15 protein-coding genes are annotated in these 18,881 nt (G+C 28.2%); 2 read left to right on the forward strand and 13 right to left on the reverse strand.

Features of this window, described 5'->3' with window-relative positions; genetic code table 11:
• Positions 1 to 50: 50 nt before the first annotated feature.
• Both B3630_RS12215 and B3630_RS12220 read right to left on the reverse strand, forming a co-directional pair.
• On the reverse strand, positions 51 to 1,457 hold the full coding sequence (locus B3630_RS12215) for an MATE family efflux transporter (protein ID WP_346898537.1): 1,407 nt from the start codon (positions 1,455 to 1,457) through the stop codon (positions 51 to 53).
• Positions 1,458 to 1,542: 85 nt separating this feature from the next.
• Positions 1,543 to 2,448 carry a putative ABC transporter permease gene (locus B3630_RS12220; protein WP_346898539.1) on the reverse strand — a complete coding sequence of 302 codons (906 nt, stop codon included), beginning with the start codon at positions 2,446 to 2,448 and terminating at the stop codon, positions 1,543 to 1,545.
• Between the two features lie 391 nt (positions 2,449 to 2,839).
• Here B3630_RS12220 and B3630_RS12225 point away from each other — a divergent pair, with 391 nt between their 5' ends.
• On the forward strand, positions 2,840 to 3,379 hold the full coding sequence (locus B3630_RS12225) for a carbonic anhydrase (RefSeq protein ID WP_346898541.1): 540 nt from the start codon (positions 2,840 to 2,842) through the stop codon (positions 3,377 to 3,379).
• 68 nt (positions 3,380 to 3,447) lie between these two features.
• Here B3630_RS12225 and B3630_RS12230 read toward each other — a convergent pair whose 3' ends face one another.
• The 4 genes from B3630_RS12230 to B3630_RS12245 form a co-directional block, all read right to left on the reverse strand.
• Positions 3,448 to 4,434: a permease prefix domain 1-containing protein gene (locus tag B3630_RS12230; RefSeq protein ID WP_346898543.1), complete on the reverse strand. Its 987-nt coding sequence runs from the start codon at positions 4,432 to 4,434 to the stop codon at positions 3,448 to 3,450.
• Complete coding sequence (locus B3630_RS12235) at positions 4,421 to 4,765, reverse strand: PadR family transcriptional regulator (RefSeq protein WP_346871035.1); 345 nt, start codon at positions 4,763 to 4,765, stop codon at positions 4,421 to 4,423. Before B3630_RS12235 ends, B3630_RS12230 begins: the two co-directional genes overlap by 14 nt.
• A gap of 246 nt (positions 4,766 to 5,011) precedes the next feature.
• Positions 5,012 to 6,346 (reverse strand): MATE family efflux transporter, encoded by a 1,335-nt coding sequence (locus B3630_RS12240; protein WP_346898545.1) that lies wholly within the window; start codon positions 6,344 to 6,346, stop codon positions 5,012 to 5,014.
• 105 nt (positions 6,347 to 6,451) lie between these two features.
• The gene (locus tag B3630_RS12245) at positions 6,452 to 7,270 is read right to left on the reverse strand and encodes a MerR family transcriptional regulator (protein ID WP_346898547.1); all 819 of its coding nucleotides are present in this window, start codon (positions 7,268 to 7,270) and stop codon (positions 6,452 to 6,454) included.
• A 342-nt stretch (positions 7,271 to 7,612) separates the two neighbouring features.
• On the opposite strand from B3630_RS12245, the gene B3630_RS12250 reads away from it, so the two are divergent.
• Positions 7,613 to 8,296, forward strand: coding sequence for a Bax inhibitor-1/YccA family protein (locus B3630_RS12250; RefSeq protein ID WP_346898549.1), 684 nt, complete (start codon positions 7,613 to 7,615; stop codon positions 8,294 to 8,296).
• A 23-nt stretch (positions 8,297 to 8,319) separates the two neighbouring features.
• On the opposite strand, the gene B3630_RS12255 is transcribed toward B3630_RS12250, so the two are convergent.
• The 7 genes from B3630_RS12255 to B3630_RS12285 form a co-directional block, all read right to left on the reverse strand.
• A complete protein-coding gene (locus B3630_RS12255; protein WP_346898551.1) occupies positions 8,320 to 8,748 on the reverse strand; it encodes a hemerythrin family protein in 429 nt (142 codons plus the stop codon).
• A 297-nt stretch (positions 8,749 to 9,045) separates the two neighbouring features.
• Positions 9,046 to 9,735 (reverse strand): hypothetical protein, encoded by a 690-nt coding sequence (locus B3630_RS12260; protein ID WP_346898553.1) that lies wholly within the window; start codon positions 9,733 to 9,735, stop codon positions 9,046 to 9,048.
• Positions 9,736 to 9,739: 4 nt separating this feature from the next.
• Entirely contained in the window at positions 9,740 to 10,189 is a 450-nt protein-coding gene (locus tag B3630_RS12265) for a hypothetical protein (RefSeq protein ID WP_346898555.1), read from the reverse strand.
• 4 nt (positions 10,190 to 10,193) lie between these two features.
• Positions 10,194 to 13,826 carry an AAA family ATPase gene (locus tag B3630_RS12270; RefSeq protein WP_346898557.1) on the reverse strand — a complete coding sequence of 1,211 codons (3,633 nt, stop codon included), beginning with the start codon at positions 13,824 to 13,826 and terminating at the stop codon, positions 10,194 to 10,196.
• A gap of 393 nt (positions 13,827 to 14,219) precedes the next feature.
• Positions 14,220 to 15,284 carry a glycosyl hydrolase family 18 protein gene (locus tag B3630_RS12275; protein ID WP_346898559.1) on the reverse strand — a complete coding sequence of 355 codons (1,065 nt, stop codon included), beginning with the start codon at positions 15,282 to 15,284 and terminating at the stop codon, positions 14,220 to 14,222.
• Positions 15,285 to 15,300: 16 nt separating this feature from the next.
• Entirely contained in the window at positions 15,301 to 16,983 is a 1,683-nt protein-coding gene (locus B3630_RS12280; RefSeq protein ID WP_346898561.1) for a glycoside hydrolase, read from the reverse strand.
• On the reverse strand, positions 16,973 to 18,841 hold the full coding sequence (locus B3630_RS12285; RefSeq protein ID WP_346898563.1) for a glycosyltransferase: 1,869 nt from the start codon (positions 18,839 to 18,841) through the stop codon (positions 16,973 to 16,975). Before B3630_RS12285 ends, B3630_RS12280 begins: the two co-directional genes overlap by 11 nt.
• Between the last annotated feature and the right edge of the window lie 40 nt (positions 18,842 to 18,881).

The following is an 18,881-nucleotide window of genomic DNA, read 5'->3' on the forward strand; positions in this document are numbered from 1 at the left end:
AGGCTTTATAAGTATCTATTTAAGATAACCTTTATAGTGTATATGTATATCTACCTTATTTTTATATATTTCCATTTTCCTGTTCTAAATCTCATGTAAACAAAAAACCATCTTACAAATTGATCCATGAATACAGCCATCCATGCTCCTGCTAATCCATACCCAAATATATTTACAAGTAAGTGAGCTAAAACAACTCTTATTAATAATACTCCAACAAAGGTAGCAACTAGTGGCCAGAAAGTGTCCCCTGCACCTCTTAAAGCTCCTGCTAATATTAGTTGTGATGATTGAAATGGTTGAACTAATGCTATTATTTTTAAAGCTATAGATGCATTTTGTATAATCCTTGGATCCTTTGAATATAAACCTACAATCTGCGGACCAAAAAAGAAGAAAATTATAGCCATAAAAGTGGATATCAAGGAACCAATCTTTCTGGTTTCCTTGGCATAACTCTCCGCCTTTGAAAGCTCTCTAGCTCCTATGCTTCTACCTACCAGGGATGAAGCTGTAATTCCAAAAGCTTGTCCTGGTTGAAAAGAAAGACTTAATATATTTAATGAGATTTGATGTGATGCATACACTACAGTTCCAAGTCCTGCAACTATTCTTACAAACATAAGTACTCCAACTCTTAAAACTAACTGTTCAAGCGATGCAGGTACACCTATCTTTACTAAATTATAAATAACATTTTTATCAACTTTAAATGATTTTTTAATATCTAATTTAATTATACTTTTACCTTTTATAATATACCTAAATAAAAATATACTTGCTATTACATTAGATATAGCAGTAGATATTCCAGCTCCCGTAACACCAAGTTTAGGAAGTCCAAAAAGACCATATATAAGAACTGCATTCCCAATAACATTAAAAAAATTAGCTCTTAAATTTATCTTCATAGGTGTTTTGGTTTCCCCAATACCTCTAAGTGCTGCAGATATTGACATATTAAAAGATTGAAATATAAATCCAATCATAATAATTTTAAAATAACTTCCACCTACTTGTAATGTATCATTGGCTGCCCCCATAAATTTCATAATTGGTCCTGTAAAAATTATTCCCAATACTGATATAGGTATAGCTAACATTATCAAACTCAATAATATTACATGCTTTAAAGTATTTTCTATTTTATCAGTTCTTTTTGATCCAAGGTATCTAGCAATTATTGCTGTTCCCCCAACATTTAAAGCTTGTACAAGAGACAATCCTATAAATAATGGCTGATTTGTCATACCTACAGCAGATACAGAAGCTGCAGCCAATGAATTATCGCCCATTCTTCCAAGCATCATCATATCTACCATTCCAAAAAGGGAACCCATAAGAAGTTCTAACAAAACAGGCCAAGCAATATTGATAACATCATTTCTTGTAGAATTTTTCGACCACATAAATATTCTAGTATTTTTTCCATCTCCATTTTCCTTTGAATCAAACATTATCATTCTCCTTTACAAGTTAATTTAAAGACAATACTTCTAATACTATATACACTGTTTTTATATAAATTAATGTTTTATAATTTTAAAAATTATTACTTCTTTTAAATAACTTTTTTATGAATTTTAATATTTTTTCCAAATAATCTTCATTTTCAATGTCCTTCATAGCCTTTCTTAATTCATGTAAAGCTTCATTATGTCTTTGAGATTTTAATTTAGGAAAGGCGCATATTAATCTCCGCTCCACATACTTAGTTTCCATTAAGAGAGACTTATACTTTTTACGAAGGGATATTTCTACTTTATCTATAGATATATTTTCTTTAAATTCAGATATATTTCCCTTAAATTGCTTTAGGTTATTTAATTTGCTATCTGTTATTATACGCAAGTTTTCTAATTTTCTTACTATACCTTCTTCATATAATTTATTCCATATTTCTTCTTTAATATGATGAATTTCTTCTAACTTACGATTAAGATTTATTATGGAATTTATAGATATGAATAAATCTACTAGAATAATTATTAAAATACAAATAGATAATAAGTGGACTATTGTTATTGGAATTCTAGTCATAATATTCTCTGTGAAAGGATGTATTATCTCAATTAGTACAACACATAGAAATCCAAACAAAAAAGAGTTTCTCAAACAAACTCTTCCTCTAATATTAAATTTATAATCAGAATAATCCCACCATCTCATTTTAAATAATTTTTCCATAATAAAACTAGTTATATACTCTATAATAGTTGTATAGAGTATACCAAAAATAAATACTATAACTACATTATTACTATATTGATTTAGCAATAATAAAACAAAAAGTGCTCCAAAACCATATATAGGACACAAAGGCCCATTTAAAAAACCTCTTTCTACAAAATAGCCATCAAGAACAGAGCAATATATTGTTTCTACTATCCATCCTAACAAACTGTAGATTATCCAATACATAAATAAAACAGAAAGTTTATCTACCATAGCATCTACTCCCCCAACATCTAAAGTCAAATATATAACTTTATTTACTTTAAATATTAATTTAACAAATTATCATAATAATTATTATACTCTGAATAATATTATATCATATAAGAATACTCTTGTTAATCTATTCCACTATATCATATTCACTAGTAATTATTATAAATAATTTATATATTTCTATAATTAACTAATTATTATATTATTTTAAAGTTTATTTCAAATTTATTTTTTATATTGCGAAAAAAATGAGAAATTCCTTGTATTTAGTTTACATTTAAAATAAAATCTATTTATTGAGTGATAATTAAGTATTTGTATAATATTATTAAGATATTTAAAATTTACTTTTTACACTTAATAATACTTATATTAAGGACGTGAAAATATGATAGATGAAATTTTGAAATACAATAAAGAATTTGTAGAAAATAAAGAATATGAAAGATATATTACAAGTAAATATCCAGATAAAAAAATAGCCATAGTTACATGTATGGATACTAGGCTAACGGAACTTCTTCCCGCTGCCCTTGGATTTAAAAATGGTGATGTAAAAATTATTAAAAATGCTGGTGGTTCAATATCTCATCCCTTTGGAAGTGTAGCTCGTAGCTTACTAGTAGCTATATATGATTTAGGGGTTGAAGAAATTTTTGTAATTGGTCATACAGACTGTGGAGCACAACATATGAATAGTAAAAAAATTATTGAAAAAATGAAACTTAGAAACATTACTGAAGATCAAATAAATTTGGCTAAATACTTCGGAGTTAACTTTGATTCATGGTTAAGTGGATTTGATAATGTTAATACTTCAGTAGCTGAGACAGTAGCTATCATTACAAAACATCCTCTAATACCAAAAGATATTAACGTCTATGGTTTTATTATGGATTCCACCACTGGAGAATTAACTCCAGTATAAACAGAGTTCTTTGCTTAAAGTAAAATAGCTAGTCAAACTTTAAGTTCATGACTAGCTATTTTACTAATTTATCTTTTATTATTACGCTTTATTAAGGCATATACTCCACTAAAAGCTCCAAAGAGTATTCCAGTAATAGGGAATATAATCCAGCAAATATGCCATCCGTTAAATCCTAACCCCCAAATCAAAAATATTGCTGTGACAATAGGCCATACAACTGAGGCAACATCTCCTATAACTGTATTATTTTCCTTACATTTTGATGAATATTCTTCAATTTGTAAAAGTACATTATAGCTATTATTTATATTCCCAACTCTTACAAATATAAACACTGCAATAGCTACCATTATTAATAATACAATTGCTCCATAATTAGATAATATATCATTATCATATCCTCCAATTGCTGATATACCAATTAACGCAACAGGTGACAGTACACAAAGTGTAACTCCAATTATATTTAATTTAGTAAAATTGGATGAGAATTCTTCTTTTTTAATTTTTACTCTTTGCTGTACATGTAATGGACATATGAAATCATCTTCTAAATACTTATACTTGTCAAGTTGAGTACCAGCATAGATAAATAACCCTACAGCAATAGCTATAAGAATAAACAATGGGATAACACTGAGTCCTTCTAAAGTTTCCATATTAATTTCTGTACCAAATACTCCACCTATTATAATATTATGAGTAAACATTAGTATTGCTGGTGCTAATATACATAACATAACACCAACAGCAATAAGCTTTCCGTATTTAACTTTATCCTTCATGTAATTTTCTGCTTCTTCCATAGTAATAGTCTGAATATTGTCTAATTGCTTTCTATTTTCAATTCCCAACTCCTTTATTAACTCATCAATGTTTCCAAACTCAGAAATTACAATTCCAATGGCTTCATTTTCAGTTTTTCCACTTTCTTTAAGTTCCCAATATTTTTCTTCCATATTAGAAAGCAACTCATCTTTTAATTTTATAATTTCTGCTGATTTTGGTAAACTTGAAAAAATATTTTCTAAATAATTTCTAATGGTCTCCATAGTTCTCCATCTCCTTTATAAATTTACTCATTACTTCTTTAATAACCTTCCATTCTTCACACTTTTCTTTATAGTAATCAAGTCCTTTTTGTGTGATTCTATAATAAGTTCTTCTCTTTCCAAAGGTCTCATCTCCATAAAAAGATTCTATATAACCGTTGTTTTCCAGCCTTGTAAAGGCAGAATATAATGTTGTTTCCTTTATAATATATTTTTCCTCTGATAGTTTTTTTATAGTTTTAGATATCTCATATCCATAGGACTCCCTATCTAGGAGCGTAAAAAGAATTATAGTATCATTATATCCTCTAATAACATCACTGCTTATCAAATGTTATCCTCCTTTCTCCACCTACTACTTACCTATTTCATATATAACTACATCTTTAGTGTATTTTATTTAATTACTATTACTATCGTACTTTACCTGTCGTAGTAATTATACTATATCACAATTACTATGACAGGTAAAGTAGTTTTTCCATTTTTTTAATCTTCATCTATATATTTATATAAAAATACAGCATATAAATATACATAAAAGCAAATTTATATGCTGTAACTTTATTCATTAATTTTATGCCTTACACTTTAAGTAATTCATATTATATTTAACTATAAATATACCAATGATTAAAGTAATAAACTCTGCAACTGGTATGGTAGACCATAATCCATTTATACCGAATAATTTCGGAAGAATACATAGATTAATTAATACTAATGCAAAACTCTTTATAATAGACATGGTATTTGATATCTTAGCATGACTAATTGCTTGAAAAAATGATATATTAACCATATTTATTCCAATGAATATAAATGCGGCAAAATATATTCTCATACCTCTAGCTGTAATTTCCATAAGCTTCATGTCTGAATTATTAAAAAAGCTAATTACTTCTTTTGTAAAGATATTTCCTACTAAGAAAAATACTATTCCAAAAGCAATTGCAATGTATATGGCTGCTTTTCTAGTTTTAATTACTCTATCATAATGTTCAGCTCCAAAATTAACACTTATTATTGGCTGAATAGCTTGGCTTATTCCAGATAATATTGCAACTCCAATTAAAGCAATATTACTAATAATACTATAAGCAGCTACTCCAATCTCACCTATCATATCTATTAAAATATAGTTGAATAAAATTATAACAATAGCTCCAGATACCTCAATGAATGAGCTTGATATTCCTACCTTAAATATATTTTTAATATATGGAATTCTAATCAAATTATAGTTGAATCTAAGATATCCAGATTTTTTAATAAATTTAGTAGCTATAATTATTAAAGTTACCATTGGTGCTATAGCAGTTGCTATGGCAGCGCCTCTCATACCCATGTCAAATACAAAAATAAATATATAGTCAAAAACCACATTAAACATGTTACCAGTAATTCCGGCAACCATAGAAAGCTTTGGAGCACCATCATTTCTTATAAATGCCTGTAAAACTCCTGATAATATAAAATTTATCCCTGATAATAATATTATTTTTAAATACTCATTTGAAAGTCCTAATATTTCTTCTGAAGCTCCAAATAATATAGCTACATTTTTTGAAAAAATATAACCAAATATAGAAATACTTAACCCAATTATAATTGCTACAAAAAGGGATGTGCTAAAGATTTGGTTTGCTTTTTCCTTCTTCTTTTTACCCATATTAATGGAGTATAAGGTAGCTCCTCCCATTCCTATTAAAAGGGATACTGCATTATATACGTTATATATAGGTATAGCTATTCCTAAAGCAGAAAGGCCCTCTTTTCCAACTCCTTGACTTATAAATATGGTATCACAAAGAATATTTACTGACGTTGCTAGCATAGCTAGTATGCTAGGAAACAAAAATTTTATCAATAATTTCTTTAATCTCATTTCCGTTAACTCTACAAAGTTCATAATATCACCTACTTAAAATAATTTATTTAATGTGTAATTAATCTAGCACTCTTATCTCTCACAAGTTAATATTCTAAACCTTATAGTAACTATAATGTCAATAATTTATTTTAAAGGAATCTGTATTTCTGTTAAATACTCTTCTTCCTTTGAAGAAAAAGCAGAATCAGTTATGGTAAGAACTATGCCATCTCCAACACTCTCTAGTCCATTTATATCCATAAAATTTATAAGCTTATTAAAGTAACCTTCTGCATAATCATAGAGCCCTCTATAAATTATCCTTGCATATCTTCCTTTATGCAAAGTTTTTATATTTTTATGGTTAAAAATGCCATGATCAAAAATTAAAGCAATATCTCTAAAGGTAGTATATCTTTTATTTAAAATATCTTCTTGTGATATAAAAGCTCCTATTCTTCCATCAAATAAACAAAGATTATCTCCCAATCTATTACTTAATTCTTTTATTCCATATTCTACACTATATATATCTATTCTATCATTTAGAGAAATATATATTATATCTCTATCCTCTAAATCAACTATTTCACATACTTCAAGTCTAGCTTCTTCTATACTTTCTTCCAAAAACTCAAGTTTTTTAGAGATACTTTTTTTATATCTTTCCAAAAGTTCAATTTCTTTATCTATGTCCTTCTCTTTCTTATTAAGGAGATGAATTAATATTTTAAGATTTCTATTTGAAAAATACTTTTTTATATCCTTAAGGGGCATTCCCAGCTTTTTTAAAAATAAAATAGAATCAAGCTGAGCAAACTGTTCAATATCATAATATCTATATCCATTCTCCTCATCTTTATGTCTAGGCTTAAGTAATCCAATAGAATCATAATACCTTAGTGTCTGAGTTGATATATTGTGAATCTTGGCCATTTCTCCTATAAGTATCTTTTTATCCATTTCATCCTCCATAAAATTATATTATTGGATATAAAATTTCTCTGTAAAAACATATAAATAGTTATATAGATAACTATTTATATATTTAACTAGTTAACTATTTGCTGTAACCATAGGGCTTTCAGAGAAAATTTATTTTATGCATTTTTTATTATATCATTTCATTGAAATTCTTTCCAAGTTTATTCTATTTCTTCATGTTTTACTTATAATACTTTCTCAATTACTTTAAAATATATTAATAGTTCCTGAATTTTTTCTTTTAATATATATAATCTATTTATTAATCCTAAATATATTGTATAATATTTCATATATTATATTTATTGAGGGAGTGATATTATGAATGAAATTTCATATAGTAAGAGCCAAAATAATTTTATAAATAAGACCTTATTATATATGGCTATCGGACTAATAATTACCTTTGCAGTAGGTTATTTTATTTCCACTAATATTTCTATGATGCTGTTAATCTATAGTAACCCAGCTTTCGTAATAGGTATTATTGTTGTGGAATTAACTTTAGTAGTTTTACTTAGCAGAAAGATTAATAAACTTTCTGTTCAAGCTGCTTTTGCCATGTTTATAACCTACTCTATAGTAAACGGATTTACTTTTGGGGCAATATTTACTATCTACAGTCTCGAGTCCATCATAAGTATTTTTGTAGTAACTTCTGCCATGTTTTTTTGTTGTAGCATGATAGGTATGACCTCCAAAAAGGACTTATCAATGGTAGGTAGAATTGCTATAATGGGGGTTGTTGGAATATTAGTTACTAGCCTATTCAATCTCTTTATAGGTTCTGATCAGTTATCTATGTTGGTTAACTATATTGGTATTGCAGTTTTCTGTGCATTAACAGCCTATGATATGCAAAAAGTTAAATTAATACATGAGCAAAATTATGGTTATGATGCCACTACCACAAATAAGTTTGCTATAATTGCCGCTTTAGAATTATATTTAGATTTCGTTAACTTATTTATATACTTAATACGTATTTTAGGTAAAAAGAAATAAATTTTAAGAGTCCAACTTACATTCTAAATGTAGGTTGGACTCTTTAATATTTCTTCTGCCATTGCTTTGTCTTCTATCATCATGTGTTGAAAAATCCAGTCTTGTACAGAATCCTTAATTTTCTTTAATTCTTCACAAGGCTTTTTCTTTAATACTGATAGATCAATATTCATAATCACTTTTTTTAATTCCTCATGGGATTTTATATGTTCTTCATAATTAGAGTAATTAGCTTCTTTCATTATTTTCTCTTCTTCATAAAAGCTATAAGAAATATATTCTCTAAGCTCACATATTATATCAAGAAGAATTTTAGAATCTACTGTAGCACATTTTGTTATCAATAATTGTTCTATATTACGAGCAATTCTAAAAAGTTCTTTATGCTGTTCATCAATTCTCCCAATATTGATATTTAAATCATCTTGCCAGTCAAATTTAAAGTCAAACATTTTATATACCTTCTTTTTATTTTATAGATATATATTATTTTATTATAAAAGAAGAACTTTAACAACGCAAATAATTTCTTATTTATGAAAAATATGTGATTGCAATTCGTAAAATTTAAAATAAAAATAATATAACACTGATAACTATATATAAATAAATAATAATATAAATTATTCCCATAATTAAAGTGAGAGGTAGGTCAATTACTAAATGTAATTGCATTTTTCTTCTCTTTAGGAAGATTTAAAAATTTATTATTCAAAAAACTCCCCCTTCATTGACCGTACCGGTTAATTTTATTCTTTAATTAATGTATAAGTATTTAATTCACCTTCAGGGGTACCATTAAAATAGCTAGTTCCATTAATATCATATCTAATTGCATAGGTTATACCACCTCCGCCGTCTCTTATTCCTTTTATTTGAACTTTCCCTACTGCTGGTACAATAATTTCTTTTGGTTTGTGTTTAATCATAAATGCTTCCCCTAATGGAGCATCATCTACAAGTACTTGTACATAGTCACCATCCTCACCAGCGTAATCCCAGACCCAAATTTTAGTATCATTTGCATTAGATTTATGTGTAATAGTATAATCCTGTGCTTGAGTATTTTCATCCTTTGATAAGAGAATAGTTCCTGCTGAAATAGCTGTAGATACTCTATTTTTGAGGGCATTTTTAGCTGATTCTGAAGTATCTATTTTTGATACTCCTTCAAAAACAAGAAAACATATTCCAAAAAAAATACATATCAATCCAAAAATCTTTAATGGCTTATCTTTTCTTTTTTGCTCAATTTTTTTATTAAATTCATCATTATTTTCTTCAATTACATTTATTTTTTTACATTCAATATCATCCTGAGCCTCACTATACTGATTATCAGGAATGTTTAATTGTTCTCTTGTATTCTCATTTGTATTTATAAAATTTTTCTTAATCTTATCATTACCCTTTTTTAAACTATTTTGTTTATTACTCATAAATTTACCTCTCATTAATGATTTTTGCTGGTTTTATCTTAAAATAAATGCACATTACTAATCTACAAATAACTACCTGTAATATCATCAAAATAAAAAATACAGTATGACGAGTATTATTTTGTGTTTGATAACCAAAATTTAATATTATAAGTCCAATACCAAGAATTATTAGATTAACATAGAATATTTTTACAAATGAATACAACCATGGTAATACTCTATACATCTTCCTTAGTGGTGGTATAAGAAGAGATACTCCAGTAAAAAGCCCACACATACCTATAAATAAACCTGCTGTATTTTGACCAGCAAACCCTGAACTTCTAACTGTACTAACATCCGTTATAAAAAATAGTGGCATAAGAATTAACATTAGCAAAACTAAGCACATAGGAAAAATAAAATAAATAGTAGCAATTATATATCCTAGTAAATTTTTTAATTTTTTCATCTCATTACAACCTTTCTATATCCGTATCAACTATAGTAGTTAAATCTTCTTTTGTTAAATCCATATCTGTACTTAATCGCATTGCTTGATTATTCACTGCTTTTTCATACAAGTTACGTACATAGCGTCCATTTCCAAACTGTGCTTCAAGTCTTACTATGTCAAATATATCTTTAAGCTTATCTTTAGCTAATGAATCAATTTCATATCCTTTACTCTTAAACAACATTCCAGATATCTCTATAAGCTCTTCTGTAGAGTAATCTTCAAATTTTATTATATTAGGGAATCTTGATTTTAATCCAGCATTTACATCAAGAAATTCATCCATGTCATCACTATATCCTGCTAATATGATAACTATTCTATCCCTATAATCATCCATTAGTTTTACTAATGTATCTATTGCTTCTTTTCCAAAATCATTAGTTCCACCCTGTGAAAGTGAATAAGCTTCGTCAATGAACAGTACACCATCTATAGCTTCCATAACTTTTTCCTTAGTTTTTATTGCTGTTTGTCCAACATATCCTGCAACAAGTCCAGACCTATCTGTTTCTATTAACTTATTTGTTTTAATGACACCTATATTATATAAAACATCTGCTACTGTTCTTGCAACCATTGTCTTTCCTGTTCCAGGGTTCCCCTTGAATATCATATGCAACGTCTGCGTATTATCTGCTACAAGCCCAAGTTTTTTGCGTTCTCTTTGTACTCTAAGTCTTGCATTTAAACTACGTATATACTCCTTAACTTCTTCAAGTCCTATAATTTTAGATAATTCACTTTCTAAATCAAAGTTAACTATTGATTTATCTTTAGGTTGTATATCGTCACTTATAATCATATTCATTTCATTTACAGGTATATCATTCATTGCAATTCTTGCTGATTGCTTTCTCATTATATCCTCAATATAATTTCTTACCATACGTCCATTGCCAGAATGTTCATTGGACTGTTTCTGCAATAGAATAACTTCCTCCTTAAGGACTTCACCAGCTCCTTCTCCTAGCCTAAAACCTGTATCTTTAATCATCTTTAAAGCTATTCCAAATAGCTCATCTGCTGAATAATCTGGAAAATTTATATTAAGTGGAAATCTAGATTGAAGCCCAGAGTTAGTTTTTAAAAAATATTCCATATCTTTCCTATATCCAGCTAGAATAATTATTATTTCCCCTCTATAATCCTCTATAAGTTTAACGAGAGTATCTATAGCTTCTTTTCCAAAGCCGCCATTATCATTTGCTAATGCATAGGCCTCATCTATAAATAAAATACCTCCTAAAGAAGATCTAAATACCTCTTCAGTTTTCTTAGCTGTTTGTCCTGCATATTCTGCCACTAATCCACTACGATCAGTTTCTATTAAATGTCCTGATTTTAACAAGCCCATCTCTTTAAACATATCTGCAATAAGTCTTGCTATTGTTGTCTTTCCAGTACCTGGATTCCCGCTAAAAATCATGTTCAAAGCTTGTGATGTATCTACAATCATTCCTGCTTTTCTACGTTTTTCTTGTGCGATTAATAATTTATATTGAGTTCTCACAAACTCTTTAACATTCTCAAGTCCAATAATCTTAGAAAGACTTTCCTCTAAATTAAACTTACCTACTTCTTCAAATTTAAAATCTTCGTAACATAATAAGTTCATTGGTGCATTAGAATCTACTATCAATCTCTTAGATTGATTAAGTATAGCCTTTTCTATTACATTTCTAGCAAGACGACCATTTCCGCTATCATTTTTGCCCTTAATTTGTTTTTTTTCAAATAGTTTTATGAGTTGCTCTTTACAATCCTCAGAAACCTTATATCCTTTAGATTTTGCTGTAATAAATGAAATTTCATACATTTCTTCTGGTTTATAGTCTTCAAAATTAATTATGTTTGGAAAGCGTGATTTTAAGCCTGAATTAGTTTTCAAAAAATCTTCCATTTCTTCTTTATATCCAGCCAAGATAACAACTAAATCATCCCTGTTGTCCTCAATTCCTTTAACTAATGTATCTATGGCTTCAAGTCCAAAGGTATCATGCTTATCTCTACAAAGAGCATATGCCTCATCAATAAATAGAACTCCTCCCAAAGAAGATTTTATAATATCATTGGTTAATTTTGCTGTCTGCCCAACATATTGACCTACAAGATCAGCTCTAGTAACTTCTCTTAATTGGCCTTGTGATAATATTCCAAGAGCTTTTAGATATTTAGCAACTATCCGTGCAATTGTAGTTTTACCTGTTCCAGGGTTGCCTGTAAATATCATGTGCATCGAAATATTAGAAGCCTTAAATCCAGCATTTTCTCGTAACTTTTGAATTTTTAAATTATCTTCAAGTTCCAAAATATACTGCTTTACAGATTCAATCCCTACTATACTTTCTAATTCTTTTTTAACATCATCAATACTCGATACATTCTTTTGAGGCAGAATATCAATTAACCTTATAAACTTATCATCAATTTGCATCATTAATTCACCATTAACTGATAAAAATACATTATTATCTTCAATATTATTTTTTAATTTAAATTCTGCTAATGGCTTATATATATTAGAATCAACAAAATCTCTCATACTACTTATTCCAGATACAACTTTGTAATTTGATATAATTAACTCAGATATAGCATCTTCACAGTTTATATTCATTGAAAGATTTTTACTACATTTTATCTTTAAATCTTCAATTAATATCAATGATATCTTTTTAAGTTCCTCATAATTAAAATTCTTAGTATAAAGTATATCTCCTATGCAATTCATAAATTTTGTCCCAAAAATATTCAACATATCATTTTCTGATTTCTCTGATACAAAAACAAAATATTTATTATTTGAACTTATCTCACTTATTGAATTTTGTAAAAGCATTCCGTTTGATTCAACAAGATTGTTATTTTGAAATACATATCTTGAACTAAGGGTATATTTACCAGTGATTGTTAATAATTCTATTACATCAATAATACTAGAATGACACTTATCACAATTATCAAACATTACAATATCAGATTCTCCATATAAACATTTATATAAGTCAGATAAAAATACTTCATAATCCGAAGTTGTAGCATACAAAGAGAGGTCTATTTTTAAAATATTATTGCTACTAATAATTCTCCTCTGTTTAAGAATATTTGCAATACAAGATATACTACTATGTTTTCCTGTGCTTTTATTTCCAAGAATAATAATAGCATTCTTAGGTTTTAAGTTGTCATATCCTGTTATAAATGGACGCTTAAATGCAGTACAGAGATTATCCAGATAATCTGTTTGTCCTACAACTAAGGTTCCAATTTCTTCTCTAATACTACTAAATACATCTACTATATCATCAATCTTCACCTTAGAAGTGTCCTTGTGTTGATATGTTGCTACATTTCCACTCTGTGATTCATCTAATTTATTAACTAGATTCTGTTTAGTAGTTTTGTTCATCTCTCTGAAATTATTTTTATAATAAGTATTACCCTCACTATTTACATGCTCCATATTTTGAATTTTCTTTTCCTTATTACTTTTATTTGGCATTGCTATAAATCCGTGTTCCTTTACAGTTTCAACTATCTGTAACTCTGGAAAAAGAAACCTGATTATATCTTTTCTGTTGAATTTCATTTCTTTATACCCCCATATTTACTTTTTATAGTCTTTAAATATCTAGTTTTAAAACTTTATGCTCTATCTTTTAAAATTTAATTGCATATGTTCACAAAGAGTATAGCTTTTCTCAATACTGAAAATATATTGTTGCAGCATACTGCTTTACTAATATACTTTCATAAAATTAACACACTATTTTAATCCTATATAATTATATGAACCACATTAATTATAGTTTCTAAAAATATCCTTTGTCAAATAAATATAAATTAGGTTATCCACCCTACACTTACAAAAAATATTATACTTAAAAGTGATATCCCTTCAAATTTATTATCTGTAAGAATATCACTCTTTTTATATATGAAATTTCTATATAGTATTACTTTGAAAAGTCTATATTATAAACTAATGAAATACATTTCCACCAAGTCTCCAAAGACTGATGCCATAGCCTTTTTCCTTTATAACTTGCATCCATGAGTTTAATGTAGTTTTATCGGCATACCACACCTCATGTTTAATCCCATCCTCATCAGTGTACTTGAACACTATGCATTGGCTTTTATTGTCTCTTTTCTCTTTTGCACTATATTCTTTTACTAAATCTTTAGCTTCTACTTCAGATAAGGAAGTTACATTTCCATCTAAAGCCCAATTAAATCCACCTGTAGCAATGGCAAATTTTTTACTTCCTGGTACTCTTTCCATCTTATCTATCAATTCTTTTATGAACTGAGGATTTGCTTTTTCTCCCGGTTCACTAAATCCTCCATGCAGGTTATAACACATCATAACATAGGTCGGACCCTCTATAAATTCTAGATCATCAAAAGGGGCATTAGGTTCTAATATGACTCTCAATTTTAACCCAATTCCATTACATTCATCATATAGCTCCTTAATAAACAATAGGTAATTATTCCATAATTCCACATCATCCTTAATTTGTTCATAGTCAATTTCTATTCCATTAAAACTATACTGAGATGCTAAACTTATTATATCCTTAACATTTTTACTTCTTAAGGTAGAATCTGTGAGTAATGTCTTTAAAAGTTCAATATCCTTTAGTGATGAAGTTCCATCGCTATTTTTTTTATCATTAACAATAGTAAGATATTTGCTATAATCCTCGTATTTAGTTTTATGGAAATAATTTACTAATTGCTGTGGCATTATCAGTTCATTATTGGAATCAAAATAAGCTGCAAAATATGAAACTTCCTTTAAGTGATTATCTAAAGACTTAACTTCTCCTTGTACATCTAAATCCCAATAAGTGATCCATGCTGATAAGTTATCTATATTTTCATCAAATATCTTTTTATCCTCAATTACAGCTGTCTCTCCAACCTGTACTTTATTGCTATTTTCCAAGGGATTTTTTTCTTTTGAACAACCATATAGAAACATACTCATTATTAAAGTCAAAGTAATAATAATCCAAGTATTCTTTGCTCTTTTACTCATTTAACACCTCTATAATCTATAAATATTTAATAAAATAGTCTATAATTTTATCAGTAAGATTTCTAATGGAATAAATTATACTATCAACTCCCTTTAGTGAGCTATCATACAATTCATTATCATTAACATCAGTTATCCTAAACTTTTTAAATACACCATCATATACATCATCTGCAATATTCCTTTGACTATATCCATATTCTCCCCATGCAGACTCTAAATAAATACTTCCCTGATTCTCATTAGTTACATCCAAGTCTTTAGCTATATTAGTACCATCAATGTCTACACTAATTTTATCATTAATTAATGTTATATCAACCTTTATGCTTCCTCCATCTCTTATATCAAATTTTTCCTCTTTATTTTTACTTAAGTCTAGTGAAAATATGACATTAGAGTTGCCTTTTGAATTTTCAATAATACTTATTACATTATTCATAAGTCTAACACATAAACTATCACTTTGATCATCATTAGCTCGCAAATAAATACCTTGAGAACCTATGATATTCCCATTTAATATTGTTGACACCTTAATATCCTTATAAGTATCACTATTTAATAGTTTAAGGATACCTTTTCCTTCTGATAAAGATGTTAATATAATAGCATCATCCTTAAACTCTGCTTTTCCTGATACCTCTTTAAATTTACTTGCCTTTTCTTTATCTCCAATTACAAATCTAATATCCTGCTTCGTATCATTCCAGATTCTCATTAACAAATGATTGGTTGACCAATAGGACTGTGGTTGAATTCTAGTTAAATCATAGATTGAACTATCTATTGTATTTAGCGAAAAACCTTCCCTATTAAAATTCATATTAAATAACTCTTTAATCCATTTACCATTTATTTCACTTACCTTGTCATTAGTACCAAACTGACCTGTATTAGAATGCATTAAAGCATATACCTTAGGCACTTGACTAATTTCATTAGTATACACTTTAGATAAAGCCCTATAGTCACTATCAATACGCTGTTTCATTTCTTCATAGGACTCTTTGGGAATATTATATTCATCTCTAATATAATCCATTAAATAGTGATTATAATCTCTCTCCATACTTGAAGCTGATTCTGCAAACTGAACTGAATTTAAATTGCCTAAGTAATTTGAATTTTTATCAAATACATTTATGTACTCAAGTCTATACCCATTTGTACCTAATTCCCAGTAAGAACTATCTACTAACTCTAATAGCTCATTAGAACTTAAAAATTTCGAGTCTTCCTTTTCAAATTTATCAGCATAAGTTAGCATAGTTGCCTTTAAATTGTATTTTTCTATGATTTTTTGAGAAAATATTGCTGTATCTCTTCTTCCATCTTCAAATAGCAAAAATATTGATTTAGGTGGTAATGTCTTACCTTTTGAATAATAATCCACTACATCCTTTTGAGAAATTGTTACATATCCGTTATCTTTTAATGCTTTAAGCTGTTCATCCAATCTTTTGGTACTTATTAAGGTATCATTTCCTGTTCTATCTATACCAAAATATGATACTGCAATGAATCCACTATCTTGATTATTACTTATCTTAGATGAATTGTAAGGCTCATATACAGAGAATGAAAATAAAGCTTTTATAATAACTATTAACAATATAATTAAAATAACTCCTTGTAATATACCTCTTGCTATCTTAATCCTATCTTTCTTTTTAGGAAAAAAAGTATTACTTTTCATTGTTTTTCTCTCCTCTTTTCTTAAGCTTACTAGAAGTAGCCCTCTGTTCCTTCTTCTTTTGAGCCTTTATATCACTTGGAGTCATTCGCGTGCCCCATGTGGACTTCCAAAAGGTTACCCATGCAATAGGCATCTGCCACAATAATACTGCCTCATAATAAATGCAAAATACCATACCAAAAACCCATGTAGTACTTTTTCTAAGAAACATTTGAGCAAAACTCATCATCAAAGCCATCATCAATATTCCTACTAAGAAGGTTGTTGGAAATATCTTATGGATAATTGGAACATAAATTAAGTTATATGTAACAACTATTGGTGCAACAATAGGCACTACTACACCCATGTAAAAGAATACTGCCATAAAAGGCTCCTTTTTCCACATAAATTTACCTGCAATTATTGATTCTCTTAGCCATGAACGCTTCCACCTCATTTGTTGCTTAAGAAATATTTTATATTTATTAGGTACAATGGTAGAACAGATAGCTGTATCTTGATAACTTGTTCGATGGCCTTTTAACACAAAATTAGTCATAGCACGATCATCTCCAAAGGTTGCCTTCTGACCTAAAAACCTTTGATTTAACCATGAATCCATATTATCTAGAATTATTTGTTTCTTATAACAAGCCAATGGTCCTGATAAACAGGTAACAGCATCAAAATAAGCCTCTGCTGCCTTCATAATTCTAAAGGCTATGTAATAACGCACTGATTGCATCTTTGTTAATACATTAGTGTATGTATTAGCCACATCAGTCCTTCCTGATACTCCTCCCATTTTAGGATCTTTAAAAGGTTGAACTAAATTTCTTATAGCAAAGGGGTCTAAAAAGCTATCTGAATCAACAAATACAACTAAGTCATGTTTAGCCTCCTTAACTCCTCTGCATAAAGCATCCCTTTTACCTAGATTATTTTCTTGCACAAAATATTTTAACCTATGTTTTGTTTCAAATCTCTCTGCTTCACTACTTAACCTCTCAACAGTTTCTTTAATTTTTTCTACAGACTTATCATTAGAACAATCATCTACTACTATAACTTCCAGTTTGTCTATAGGATAATCTTGATTTATGCAACTTAGAATTGTTCTTTCAATCCACTCTTCTTCATTAAAGCAAGGAATAATAATAGTTACTCCCGGTGTATAATCCACATCTATTGGCATAGGTTTATATAACATTCCAAATAAATATCTACTAAGCAAAAATACTGCTGCAATAATACTATAAAGGTATATCCATTTATTAAATTTAAAATATATAATACTTTCTGCACGCATTAATATAATAAATAATGTAATAAATAATAAAAGAAAACTAGAAGTAACAAGTACATATCTATCTTTTTTTCTACTTGAATACTCTGACAAAGTTTCTGTAAACTCTATTCCACAGATAATTTCTCCATCAGATGTTATAGAATCTCTAACTTTTTCACCTTTAATTTTCACTTTCATTTCGTAGCCCTCAGGCATCGATCCTGGTAATATTTTAAATTTTAATTTTATTTTCTCAGCATTGTTTATTATATTTAATTGTGTTTCATCTTCTAATTCTAACAAAAGCCCCGTGGTAGAAATGTCTATAGATTTTACTAATAACTTTTTATTCCCCTTGCTACTTTTACAAATAACTTCCACATCTGTTTTCATTACATATCTTATACCAGCATTCTTACTCATTATAAAACCACTAGGGTCTTCTTTATGGTCATCCAAAAGTTGATATCCTCTACGGTCAATATTATCTCTAATTTCTTCCTTATCAGGAACATTTGATAATAACCGTCTATCTTTACGGGGATTTAAAAGGACATCACAGATTTCATCTTTTTTTAATTTTTTCATATAGTATCTAACCTCATTTTTAAACTCCTCATATGTTATA

Origin of the sequence: Clostridium sp. UBA7503, assembly GCF_002477055.1 — a bacterium.
GTDB classification, from domain to species: domain Bacteria; phylum Bacillota; class Clostridia; order Clostridiales; family Clostridiaceae; genus Clostridium_J; species Clostridium_J sulfidigenes.